This is a genomic window from Butyribacter sp. (assembly GCF_056818865.1).
In genome coordinates this window covers 1-12,876 of sequence record NZ_DBLYGC010000017.1, presented here as the reverse complement: position 1 = coordinate 12,876, position 12,876 = coordinate 1, and the positions used below count along the sequence as shown (strand labels likewise).

Below are 12,876 nucleotides of genomic sequence, written 5' to 3'. Positions count from 1 at the left end.
CTCCTTACATAAATTTTTTAACATGCTGATGTGTGAACAGATGGTCTGAACAATATTCATAATTTCCATCACACTTTGAGCAAAATCTGAAATCAAGATTTTCATCATCCAGTTCCGTTCTTCCACAAACCGCACATCTGTGTCTCGGCCCTGAATTTGAAGTCTGTGTCTGCTTTTTGAAAGCCCTTCGTCTGTGTATATCCTTCGGAGAAACTCTCCTGTAATTTCTCGTTGAGAAAAAGAATATAAGGAAATTCGCCATAGCCACAATAATGGCAATTCCCATTGATATATATGCTGCACCGCTGCCTGACGCACCCTGGCTGTAAAGCAATATTCCATAGTAAAAACTCTGTACCACCTGATAAAGCATATAGGCTGCATCAAGAATAGCAAGCCATTTTACCTTTATCGGTATAATGAAATACAACAGGAACTGCATGTCCGGATTTAACGCCGCAAACGCAAAAAACATTGACCAGTAAATATACTGGAAACCTGAATAATAAATTTGACTGTGAATCGGTGATAAATATAATATCAATGCCGCAATAATATTAAACAGATATCCGCTCAAGAAATACATATTGAATCTGAATGTACCCCATGCCTGTTCAAGTGAACGTCCAAACAAAAAGAACAATTGAACCTGAATTACAAAAAACAAAATACTGAGTAACATTCCCATACCGCTTGAAAAACCATACGGCTCAATAAGAAATGTAACCAGTCTCCATATCTGACCTCTGAATACTGCCGACATATCAAGACAAAGGTACTCATAATAAATATTTTCATTTATCATGCCTATGACTGCACCCGCACAGTATAAAATAATAACGTACCTTATCAAATCAGGTATAGCATACCTGCCAAACTTTCTCTCAAGTTTATTAAGAAAATTGTCCATAAAACTAATAAATCCTTTCAAACTATAAATTTTTACGGTCTTTTTACCCATGATAATAACATCATGATTTGATTATAGTTATCGTTTACATCTTTGTCAAACTATTCCGCAAAACATTGACAACATTCAAATACCCCGCAGCAAGCTACAGGGCATGACATTACTATATAAAATAAATATATTTGTGTGTGTGTATGTTTATTTATTCATTATTTTTCTTTAACAAAATAAACCAGACCCGGCAAAATGTAAATGCCTTTTAAACCGTTTTTGTTTAAAAATTCCTCAATATCACAATCTGATTTTTCAAATACATCAAATAACGTATCACCCGGCTGTGCGACATATTTTACCCATTTATCGTCATCCGCATTTACACTTCTTTGCATATTTTCGTCAGATGCCTCCACGTACACGTCCTGTACCTTATCGGGAAGATTCATATTATCTGCCATATCTTCCATAAATGACATTTCTGAATTTTCACCTGTATTTTCAGATACACGGACATTTTGATTTTCCCTGAAGTTTTCCATTCTGTCAGCTTTATCATTCATTGAACTGCTATTCTTATCATTGCAACATTTCTTTTTATTTTTAACAGGAATACAAATAGTATCTCCGATATTAAGTCTGTAAACATCTGCATATGGGTTTGCATGAAGTATCATTGCAAGGGGTACATCATACTTTCTGCTTATTCCATATAAGGTATCCCCCTGTTTTATTGTATATGTCATTCCATCACAATTATCATAATTCATTTAAAACCTCTTTTATACGATTTCCCTAAAATGCGTAATAAATCGACCGCTTCTAACATATTTAATAGGAATATCATATTTTATTTTCAAACTTTCTTTATATTATATTCACCGTAATTTAATATTGACACAAAAATTTTAAGAAGGCTTCAAAGCAAAGCTACTTGAAATAAGAAAGTAATTGTCATATAATAGCAGAATGTGGCGATTTTTTAGCTATGATATAGAAAGAGGTACACGATGAAATTAGATTTTAATACACTTGGTATTGATATTGGTTCAACTACTGTTAAGATTGCTATATTGAACAAAAACGGTGAGATAATCTTTTCAGATTATCAGAGACATTATGCCAATATTCAGGAAACTTTGGCTAAAATTGTAGATAAAGCATACGAGGAATTTGGGGATATGCCTGTCGCACCTATGATAACGGGTTCCGGCGGACTTACACTCTCAAAACATATGGGGATTCCTTTTGTGCAGGAGGTCGTTGCTGTCGCAACATCACTTAAAGATTATGCACCAAGAACCGATGTTGCTATTGAACTTGGTGGTGAGGATGCAAAAATCATCTATTTTACAGGCGGTATAGACCAGCGAATGAACGGTATATGTGCTGGTGGTACAGGTTCGTTTATCGACCAGATGGCTACACTTTTAAAAACTGATGCCGCAGGTCTTAATGAATATGCCAAAAATTACAAAGCTATATATCCTATTGCTGCAAGATGCGGTGTATTTGCAAAAACCGATATACAACCTCTTATAAATGAAGGTGCAACAAAAGAAGACCTCTCGGCTTCTATCTTTCAGGCTGTCGTAAATCAGACTATAAGCGGACTTGCCTGTGGTAAACCTATAAAAGGAAATGTTGCATTCTTAGGAGGTCCGCTTCACTTCCTTACAGAACTTAAACAAGCATTTATAAGAACTCTGGGACTTGAGGGAGATGCCATAATAGCACCTGACCATTCACATCTTTTTGCCGCATCAGGTGCCGCAATGAATGCCCAGGCCGATGTGCAGTCCTCTCTCGGTGAATTAAAAGATAAACTTTCAAATAAAATAGAACTCGATTTTGAAGTAACGAGAATGGAGCCGTTATTTGCTTCTGAAAAAGATTACGAGGAATTTACTGAAAGACATAATAAACACAATGTCAAAAAAGGTGATTTTGCTTCTTATAAAGGAGACCTTTTCTTAGGTATTGATGCCGGTTCGACTACTACAAAAGTTGCCGTTATCGGTGATGACGGTTCTCTACTATATTCATTTTACAGCAGTAACAACGGAAGTCCGTTAAAAACTGCCCTTAAAGCCATGAAAGACATCTACACAAAGATGCCTGAAGGTGCAAGAATCGTGCGTTCATGCTCTACAGGTTACGGTGAGGCTCTGCTTAAATCAGCACTTCTCCTTGACGAAGGCGAGGTTGAGACAGTTGCCCATTATACTGCCGCCGCTTTCTTTGACCCAAATGTAGACTGTATTCTTGATATTGGCGGTCAGGATATGAAATGCATCAAGATAAAAAACAATTCCGTTGATAAGGTACAGTTAAACGAAGCATGTTCTTCAGGCTGTGGTTCGTTTATTGAGACTTTTGCAAAATCGCTTAATTATGAGGTAGCGGACTTTGCAAAAATCGCTTTGTTTGCCGAAAACCCTATCGACCTCGGTTCAAGATGTACTGTATTTATGAACTCCAAAGTTAAGCAGGCTCAGAAAGAGGGTGCAAGTGTTGCTGACATTTCAGCAGGTCTTGCATACTCTGTTATCAAAAACGCCTTGCTTAAAGTTATCAAACTTACAGACCCTAAAGACCTTGGCAAACAGGTCGTGGTTCAGGGCGGTACATTTTACAATGATGCAGTTCTCAGAAGTTTTGAGCGCATATCGGGCTGTGAAGCAATAAGACCTGATATTGCAGGTATCATGGGTGCTTTTGGTGCTGCTCTTATCGCAAAGGACAGATACACCGGTCAAAAGAGCACAATGCTCTCATTTGATGAGATAAACGAACTTCGTTTCAAAACATCAATGACAAGATGTCAGGGATGTATAAATCACTGTCTGCTCACTGTAAACGAATTTACTGGTAATCGTAAATTTATATCGGGAAACCGCTGTGAAAAAGGTCTGGGGCTTGAAAAGAACAAAGACCATATTCCAAATCTCTTTGAATATAAAAATGAACGCGTATTCAAAAATTATAAACCACTTAAAAAGGCTGATGCACCTAGAGGTGTTGTCGGTATACCACGTGTTCTCAACATGTATGAGAATTATCCGTTTTGGTTTACATTCTTTACAAAGCTTGGTTACAGCGTAAAACTTTCACCTGTTTCAAGCAGAAAAATTTATGAACTTGGTATTGAATCAATTCCAAGTGAATCAGAATGTTATCCGGCAAAACTTGCACACGGTCATGTAACATGGCTTATAAGACAGGGACTTGAATACATATTCTATCCTTGTATTCCTTACGAGCGTGTTGAAGTACCCGATGCAGGCAACCACTACAACTGCCCTATCGTCACATCATACGGTGAAAATATTAAAAACAACATCGAGGAACTTCGTGACGATAAAATAAAATACCAGAATCCGTTTATATCGCTTGAAAGCGAAGAGATACTTACAAAACGTCTTGTAGATTTCTTCCGGAAAGAAAACGGTATTCCTGCTGCTGAGATAAAAGCTGCAGCACATGAGGGATGGCTTGAAATGCAGGCTGTACGTGACGATATGAGCAAAAAGGGTAAAGAAGTCCTTCAATACCTCAAAGAAACAGGTCGCCACGGTATCGTACTTGCAGGCCGCCCATATCACAGCGACCCTGAGATAAACCACGGTATTCCTGACCTTATCACCTCATACGGTGTAGCTGTTCTTACCGAGGATAGTATATCTGAACTTTCTGAGGTTGACCGTCCTACTATCGTTATGGATCAGTGGATGTATCACTCAAGACTTTATAAGGCAGCTTCATTTGTCGCAAAGAATGACAATCTCGACCTTATACAGCTCAACTCATTCGGCTGTGGTCTTGATGCTGTCACAACAGATCAGGTTAGTGATATTCTCACAAAACAGAATAAAATATATACCGTATTGAAAATAGATGAAGTAAATAACTTAGGTGCAGCCAGAATCCGTATCCGTTCGCTTCTCGCCGCCGTAAAAGACAGAGAACGCAAAAAGATTGAGGCTAAACGTATCGATACGGCGCATCACAGAGTCATATTCACCGAACAGATGAGAAAGGATTACACAATTCTCGTTCCTGATATGTCTCCTATCCATTTTGAGATATTGGAGCCTGCTCTTGCTTCATGCGGTTACAATGTCGAAGTGCTAAAAGCAGACAGCAAATGTATAGATTATGGACTTAAATATGTAAACAATGACGCATGTTACCCTTCACTTATCGTTGTAGGCCAGTTTATGCAGGCACTTCTGTCTGGTAAATATGACCTCCATAAGGTTGCACTGATTATCACTCAGACAGGCGGCGGATGCCGTGCGACAAATTATATAGGATTTATCAGACGTGCTCTTGAAAAAGCGGGCATGGGGTATATTCCTGTTATCTCAATGAGTGCCGGTATTGAAAAAAATCCGGGATTAAAGATAAATCTTGAAATGGCAAATAAGGCATTGCAGGCACTTATATACGGTGACGTATTTATGCGTGTTCTCTACAAAACAAGACCTTATGAAAAAGTAAAAGGCTCTGCAAATTTACTCCATGAGAAATGGAAAAAAATTGCGATAGAGTCGGTAAAAACAGCCAACAAAAAACAGTTCAAGAAAAACATCCAAAATATTGTTAAAGAATTTGATGAACTTGAACTTGTCGATATAAAGAAACCAAAAGTAGGTATTGTAGGTGAAATTCTTGTTAAGTTCATGCCACTTGCAAACAACTTTATAGTTGAGCTTTTGGAAGAAGAAGGTGCAGAAGCCGTATGCCCTGACCTTATCGATTTCTTTATGTACAGTTTATACAATGCGAACTTTAAGGCTGAATATCTCGGCAAGAAAAAATCAAGTGCAAAGATAAACAATTTCCTTATCTGGTTTATCGAGAAATATCGCAAATGTGCAAATGATGCACTTGCGGCAAGCAAACGCTTCCACCCTACTGTTCCTATTCAGAAGCTTGCAGAATATGCTTCACCTATCGTATCCTGCGGCAATCAGACAGGTGAGGGCTGGTTCCTCACAGGTGAAATGATAGAACTTATCAAATCAGGTGTTCCTAATATCGTCTGCACACAGCCATTTGGCTGTCTGCCTAACCATGTGGTAGGTAAAGGAGTAATAAAGGAACTCCGTCATCAGTATCCCGATTCAAATATCGTTGCTGTTGACTATGACCCGGGTGCAAGTGAAGTAAATCAGCTTAACAGAATTAAACTTATGCTCTCAACAGCAGGAAAAAATCTGCAAACAGAAAATCTGTATGCAGAGTCAAAAGACAATGAAGAAACAGCTTAAAAATGGAGTTTTCTAATGAATATACTTGTATGCAGATGGGATATATTCGTATATCCTGATATATTAGATACTTTAAAAAATCAGGGACATCTTTTTGATGTCCTTGATTTTTCTGCAATAAAAATGAGTGATGATGAAATAAAAATATTTTCAAAACAGCTTGAATGTAAAATCACTTCAAAATATGATGCAGTTTTTTCTGTTAATTACTTCTCTTATATAGCCAAGGTATGCCATAGACTTAACATTCAGTATATATGTTATAACGTTGATTCCCCGCTTTTAAATATGCAGCATCCGTCAATAAATTATAAAACTAATCATATATACACATTTGACAGCAAAGAAGCCAAAGATTTTAACAATAATGGTATAAATACCGTTTATTACCTGCCACTTTGCACAAATGTTGAACGTGTGCAGACGCTTTTAAACAGCTCTGAAAAAACGGCACATGAAGCGGATAATAATATAAACAATCAAACAACTGATTTTTTTAAAAATTCACCATTGCTATATAATTATGATATTTCCTTTGTCGGAAATCTATACGATAAAAACAGATATGATGATACCATGCATATTCTACCCGACTATCTGTGCGGATATATGGATGCGGCAATCGAAGCACAGTTAAATGTAAACGGCGGAAATCTTTTAAAAAACATGCTCACACCCGAAGTTATTGATATGCTGTCACAATATACCGATGTTAAAGCCAGTACACAGTCACACGCCGATTTAAAATTTCATTTTGCGACAAGTGTACTTGCACACAAAACAGCGGCTAAAATGCGTATTATGACACTTAACAGCCTTGCAATGAAATATCCTGGAAAAGTCCACCTCTTCACAACGAGTGATACCTCTCCACTGTTTCCTGCACTTGTGACACACAAAGGCGCAGACTACTTTTCAGAGGCTCCATTTGTATTTGCACATTCCAAGATAAACATAAATATGACAGCACCAAATATCGAAACAGGTATACCTCTTAGAGTATTTGATATTCTTGGTGCAGGCGGTTTTCTCATAACTGACTGGCGGGAAGATTTAAAAGATTGTTTTACCATCGGAAAAGATTTAGAAATTTATGACGGACTCGATGATCTTCTTGAAAAAACGGATTACTATTTAAAACATGACGAAAAAAGAATTGCAATTGCAAGGCACGGATTTGATACGGTGAGAAAAAAACATACCTACAATACAAGGCTTAAAGAAATATTTAGGCTTTGAAACTTTCCTCAGTTAAAATTCTTTTTTACAGCTTTAAACTCAAATGTCAAATAAAATTTCCGTAAACTCCGCTTCACTTCCGTTGTCTTGAATCAATCTTATCAAATCGTTTGCCTGCAGCCAAACAATCGCAGTATTATCATTCGGATGTACGCCTATTTTATCATTCATAAATTCTCTATCTAAATAAAAATATACACGGTGCTCACTATCGTTTAAAATTCCAAATGGTGTTACAGCCCCCGGCGTTAACTGCATGATATTCAATAACTCTTCCAGAGACGCAAATGATAAAGCACGCAGTCCGTGTTGTCGGGGTGAGGCAATTCAATGGTTTCCAGCTCCTTCATATTAAAAACAGCCTTATGTTCAGCAGCTTCATACTCTATATTTTGCTCCTTTAAATAACTATATATCTCTATTTTATTCATATTCTCTCATCATCTTTTCACCAATTTTCTGACTACTTATGACAGGAATAAATTCAAAATCAATAATATATTTCCAGCTAGATGCCCTATGACCCAAAATAATTGCTGTCAAATCCTGTTTTTTCAGATTTCTTCTCTTTTTGTTCCTCCTTAACATTTGCCTTCTGATACTGATTTGAATTTTCCTGTTTTGTAAATGCTGCGTTACTGCCTGCATTCCCGCTATTTGGATTACTGCTAAATATATCCTTTACATCTCTATTCTTATCGTATCCATTTGGATTTCCGAAAATATCATCATCAGACATTCCCATCTGGCTCTCCATTTCTTTTTTAAGTTCCTCAAACTCAATTTCATTCTGGCTTGGCTGTTCACTCTTTTCTATAAGTTTTCCTTTGCTTTCAAGATGTTTTCCTACCACCACAATAGCAATAATAAGCACTATTGTAACAGCAAAACCGCCCTCCATGCCAAATGTTCCACCGTTTATTACTGTAGCTCCTCCATCAGCTGCTGTTGATGTAAATATTGAACTTGTAATCTTATTGCCACTGACACTTATTCCGTAAAGGTTTCCCTGAACAAAATTCCATATGCTGTGGAACGCTCCAACTATCCATATATTTTCACAATCAGCAAACAGCAATGCGGCAAAAAGACCATATAAAAACAGATTAAATATTGCAAATCCGTCTACTCCCACATTCATTCCATGAAGCATTGCAAAAAATACTGCACTAAATATTGCAGAATTTATTACATGGTATCTTCTGGTAAGTGAAACGAAAAGATAACCCCTGCAAAGAACCTCTTCTGCCATTCCCTGAATCATATATCCGATAAAATAACCTGCGATATAAACTACCGGAATATTCTGTGTAATACCGTCAAAAGTGATGCTCTTTGTCACAATACATATAAGATATGCAACTGAAAAAATCACAAGTGCAAAAAACATTCCCTTTAAATAATTTAAAACAGCGCCTTTTTTCTTGAAGCCAAGTGTGTTTAATTTTCTCTTTTCCACAAACCGGCAATACAGACATACAATTACAATAATCAACAACTCTGAGATAAGTGTGACTATCGTCATCCACTCAGGCATATCCGATATAAGCTGCATCATTTTATTTATGTCCGGCTGACCGGAAGTTATCATCTTTATATACTCATTATTTCCAAGCATATTAAACATCATAGCCGGAACCTGAATAATTCCACCAGCCATAGAACCTACTATGAATAACACTATAGCAATACAAATCTCTCCAAATATTCCATGCCCTCTCTTTACTGCTGCTGCCTGCATAAATTTAGGTTTTCTTATCTCTTTCATAATTAAAAAACTCTTGTTCCTCTCTTTTTAAATTTAAATCTTTCTCTATTCTCTCATACACTTTCTGTTATTCTTAATCTTAAACATTTCCTTCCATATTGCCGGATGGAAAAGAATAAGCAGTGGGAATAATTCCAATCTGCCCGCAAGCATATCAAATATAAGTACAAGTTTTGATATTACCGTAAAGTGCCCAAAACTGCATGTAGGTCCCACAAGTGCAAGTCCCGGTCCTATGTTGTTCATCGTTGCCGCTACTGCCGTAAAATTAGTGATAAAGTCTTTACCCTCAAATGACAATATAAAAATCGAAGCTGCAAATATAATGAAAAATGTTATAAAAAATACATTTACTGAGCGGACAACCTCATGCTCTACAGGCTTTTTGTCAATCTGAATCTTTCTTATACATTTTGGATGTATATACGATTCAAGGTCTTTTATAATTGTTTTTACAAGTATGATAAATCTCGATACCTTAATTCCACCGCCTGTACTTCCTGCACATGCACCGCAGAACATCAAAAATATAAGTACCGTCTTACATGTCTGCGACCACTTATCAAAATCGACACTTGAAAATCCTGTTGTCGTTATAATTGATGCGACCTGAAATGATGCTTGTGTTAATGCTTCAAAAAACGATTTTGTCGTGTCTATTATATGAAAACATATAATGCCTACAGCCGCTATAATAATGAGAAAATAATATCTTACTTCCTCCATCTTAAATGCTTTCTTAAACTGTTTATACAGAATAAAATAATAGGCATTAAAATTAACTCCAAACAGTATCATAAATATAGTAAGCACCCACTGTATATATGGCGAATAACTTGCCGCACTGTCATTTTTTATGCCAAATCCACCTGTTCCGGCTGTTCCAAATGCCATTGCAAGCGAATCAAACAGTGGCATTCTTCCTATAAGTAAGAATATTATCTGTACTACAGTTAATGTAATATATATAATATACAATATCTGTGCCGTATGTTTCACTTTTGGCACAAGCTTTCCAACTGAAGGTCCAGGGCTTTCTGCCCTCATAAGATTTATTCTTGAACCTCCACCAAGAGGAATTATTGCAAGCAGAAATACAAGAACTCCCATTCCACCAAGCCAGTGAGTAAAGCTTCTCCACATAAGTGAACAATGCGACAATGCCTCAACATCACTTAATATACTTGCTCCCGTAGTTGTAAATCCTGATACAGTTTCAAAAAGTGCATCTATAAGTGATGGTATCTCTCCTGTTAAAATAAATGGAATGCCACCAAAAAAACTCATAAATATCCAGCTTAAGGAAGTTGCCACGCATCCCTCTTTCAGATAAAAAACTGAACTGCCTGCTTTTTTATGTGTCATGAGCATACCGAGTAAAAAAGTAACAATTCCAACACCGAGATAAACAAAGCCCTGTTTTTCTCCATAACAAACCGCAACAATGCACGGAAGCAGCATAAATGCTGCTTCAATCTTTAAAACACTGCCTAATATATATCTTATAATCGACCTGTTCATTTTTTAATATCTCCCTGAATTTTTACTACAATTTTTCTTCTTGACTTTCATTCATGAATCATCCCTCGCGTTAAGCCCGATCTACTCTAAAATATCGAGAATAGTATTAAATCCTGTCTGTGTCGTCACTATCATGACTGTATCATTTACCTGTATGAAATCCTGTCCTGTCGGAATGATAATTCTGCCGTTTCTGTTTATAAATGAAATAAGAACTCCTTTTTTAATATTAAGCTCCATAATTGCTTTGTTTGTAACTGCCGACGCTTCTTCAACAGAAAATTCAATTGCTTCAACTCTCGAATCGCAAAGCTGGTAAAGTGTCTGGATATGGTTATTCTTTGATGCATTCTTTGCTCTTACATATGCTATTATGGCTTCTGATGTAATATATTGCGGATACATAATACTTCCAAGATCAAGATTATTTATTACATTTTTAAAGTTTGTCCTCGTTATCTTTGTAATAACTTTAGCATTTGAAACCTGTTTCGCATGAAGTGTGAGCATTATATTTTCCTCATCTATACCTGTAAGAGGTATAAATGACTCAACATTTTCTATGCCCTCCTCAAAAAGCACTTCCTCGTCCGAACCGTCTGCATTTATAATAATAGCTTTTGGCAAAAGTATGCTAAGTTCCTCACATCTTGCCTTATTCTGCTCAATTATCTGAACTGATATTCCCATCGCAATAAGCTGATTTGCAAGATAATATGCTGCTTTTCCTCCGCCTACTATCATTGTATTTTTTACCTGCTTCGTTTTTAACCCAAACTTCTGCATAAAACTTTTTACTGTTTTTCTATGCGCAACAAATGACAAAACATCACCATGATGCATCACAAAATCGCCCCACGGAATATAAACTTCTCCATCTCTTTCTATCATGCAGATAAGAACATTGGCAATTCCTCTCCTGCCAAATTCCTGGATTGACATTCCGTCAAGCATATTTCCTTCTGAAATCTTAAATTTGATAAGTTCTGCCTGTCCGTGGGCAAATGAGTTCACCTCAAGTGCCGTCGGAAGACAAAGAATTCTTGTAGCCTCAATAGCAGCTTCAAGTTCAGGATTTATTATCATGGTCAGACCAAGTTTTTCCCTTAAATAACTTGCCTCGGTACTGTAATCAGGTGTTCTTACTCTTGCGATAGTGTCACACCGGCTGACATGTTTTGCAACAGTACAACATAAAAGGTTTAATTCATCTGAATCTGTTACTGCGATAAGAAGGTCGGCAGCTTCTATACCAGCCTCCATCTGTACGCTGTAGCTTGCTCCGTTTCCGGCAAGCCCCATAATATCGTACTGATTTGCTATCTCCATAACTTTTTCACGATTTCTGTCTATAATGGTAATATCATGTCCCTCTTTACTCAACTGTCTTACCAATGCATTTCCAACTTTTCCGCATCCTACAATGATAATGTTGAGTCCTGATTTTACCGCACTTTTAAATTTCATTATTTTAATACTCCTTTTTACTATCAGTAAATAATGTCATACAACTCACGATGTCAATACTGTTAAATTATTACGATAGACTTATCCTAGTACATTATGTCTGTTTTGTCAAAGAATTTTATTTATTTAGGACACCCTCTGCCCTTTCTTGACATAAAAACATCATAAGAGTATGCTTTATATTGAACAGACCTTTCCAAAAGAAGGGAGAATAATAATGAAAAATAATTGTATTGACTTTTCATTTGCTCTGGATACACTAAAAAATAAAATAAAAAATTGATACATCGTGCGGTATATTTGTAAAACTTACAAACCGCTCAATGTATCAATTATCCCCATTTATTTTTTATATTTTTTCTCCAATGTTGCTATTTCATCATAAATGTTTTTCCGTATTTTTTCTTTATCGATTTCCATATTTTTTCCCATAATAAAAATCTTAAAGAACAATCCAAGACTTATAGAAGCAAATATATTTATCAGTGCGATTAGCTCATCATCATTTTCCACATTCAATTGATTTTTATCAATATATTTAAACATTATTCCCTTTGGCGTATTGGCTTCTTCCTGCTTTCCCTTCATTGTATCACTGACAATAGGCGTTTGCGAAACGCCACACGCCGCATAAATACGACATTTTTTTGTTACTAAATATAAAAATCTCCTCACGGTTTGTGGTATAATGGAGTTGTTCA

The 12,876-nt window shown here is 36.4% G+C and carries 8 protein-coding genes and 1 pseudogene; 2 read left to right on the top strand and 7 right to left on the bottom strand.

The genetic code is table 11. The annotated features are described in order from the left end of the window. Positions 1-4 precede the first annotated feature (4 nt). A complete protein-coding gene (locus ACZLXV_RS09025; RefSeq protein WP_482383186.1) occupies positions 5-961 on the bottom strand; it encodes a hypothetical protein in 957 nt (318 codons plus the stop codon). Positions 962-1,119: 158 nt separating this feature from the next. Then, positions 1,120-1,674, bottom strand: coding sequence for a LysM peptidoglycan-binding domain-containing protein (locus ACZLXV_RS09020; protein WP_022224730.1), 555 nt, complete (start codon positions 1,672-1,674; stop codon positions 1,120-1,122). 240 nt (positions 1,675-1,914) lie between these two features. Between ACZLXV_RS09020 and ACZLXV_RS09015 the strand changes: the two genes are divergently transcribed. Both ACZLXV_RS09015 and ACZLXV_RS09010 read left to right on the top strand, forming a co-directional pair. Next, entirely contained in the window at positions 1,915-6,180 is a 4,266-nt protein-coding gene (locus ACZLXV_RS09015; RefSeq protein ID WP_482383185.1) for an acyl-CoA dehydratase activase-related protein, read from the top strand. Between the two features lie 15 nt (positions 6,181-6,195). Further along, positions 6,196-7,419 (top strand): CgeB family protein, encoded by a 1,224-nt coding sequence (locus tag ACZLXV_RS09010; protein WP_482383184.1) that lies wholly within the window; start codon positions 6,196-6,198, stop codon positions 7,417-7,419. 39 nt (positions 7,420-7,458) lie between these two features. Here ACZLXV_RS09010 and ACZLXV_RS09005 read toward each other — a convergent pair whose 3' ends face one another. The 5 genes and pseudogenes from ACZLXV_RS09005 to ACZLXV_RS08985 all read right to left on the bottom strand — a co-directional run. Beyond that, complete coding sequence (locus tag ACZLXV_RS09005; protein WP_482383183.1) at positions 7,459-7,677, bottom strand: YbaK/EbsC family protein; 219 nt, start codon at positions 7,675-7,677, stop codon at positions 7,459-7,461. Between the two features lie 259 nt (positions 7,678-7,936). Continuing rightward, entirely contained in the window at positions 7,937-9,187 is a 1,251-nt protein-coding gene (locus ACZLXV_RS09000; protein ID WP_482383182.1) for a CPBP family intramembrane glutamic endopeptidase, read from the bottom strand. A 45-nt stretch (positions 9,188-9,232) separates the two neighbouring features. Continuing rightward, on the bottom strand, positions 9,233-10,708 hold the full coding sequence (locus ACZLXV_RS08995) for a TrkH family potassium uptake protein (RefSeq protein WP_022224736.1): 1,476 nt from the start codon (positions 10,706-10,708) through the stop codon (positions 9,233-9,235). 81 nt (positions 10,709-10,789) lie between these two features. Further along, positions 10,790-12,175, bottom strand: a complete 1,386-nt coding sequence (gene trkA, locus ACZLXV_RS08990) for a Trk system potassium transporter TrkA (protein ID WP_482383181.1) — start codon at positions 12,173-12,175, stop codon at positions 10,790-10,792. 342 nt (positions 12,176-12,517) lie between these two features. Further along, positions 12,518-12,876: pseudogene (locus ACZLXV_RS08985) on the bottom strand (hypothetical protein); the annotation flags it as partial.

Coding starts and splice junctions, on each gene's coding strand:
- ACZLXV_RS09025 (WP_482383186.1), bottom strand. CDS start 961: ATGGGTAAAAAGACCGTAAAAATTTATAGTTTGAAAGGATTTATTAGT.
- ACZLXV_RS09020 (WP_022224730.1), bottom strand. CDS start 1,674: ATGAATTATGATAATTGTGATGGAATGACATATACAATAAAACAGGGG.
- ACZLXV_RS09015 (WP_482383185.1), top strand. CDS start 1,915: ATGAAATTAGATTTTAATACACTTGGTATTGATATTGGTTCAACTACT.
- ACZLXV_RS09010 (WP_482383184.1), top strand. CDS start 6,196: ATGAATATACTTGTATGCAGATGGGATATATTCGTATATCCTGATATA.
- ACZLXV_RS09005 (WP_482383183.1), bottom strand. CDS start 7,677: ATGCAGTTAACGCCGGGGGCTGTAACACCATTTGGAATTTTAAACGAT.
- ACZLXV_RS09000 (WP_482383182.1), bottom strand. CDS start 9,187: ATGAAAGAGATAAGAAAACCTAAATTTATGCAGGCAGCAGCAGTAAAG.
- ACZLXV_RS08995 (WP_022224736.1), bottom strand. CDS start 10,708: ATGAACAGGTCGATTATAAGATATATATTAGGCAGTGTTTTAAAGATT.
- trkA (WP_482383181.1), bottom strand. CDS start 12,175: ATGAAATTTAAAAGTGCGGTAAAATCAGGACTCAACATTATCATTGTA.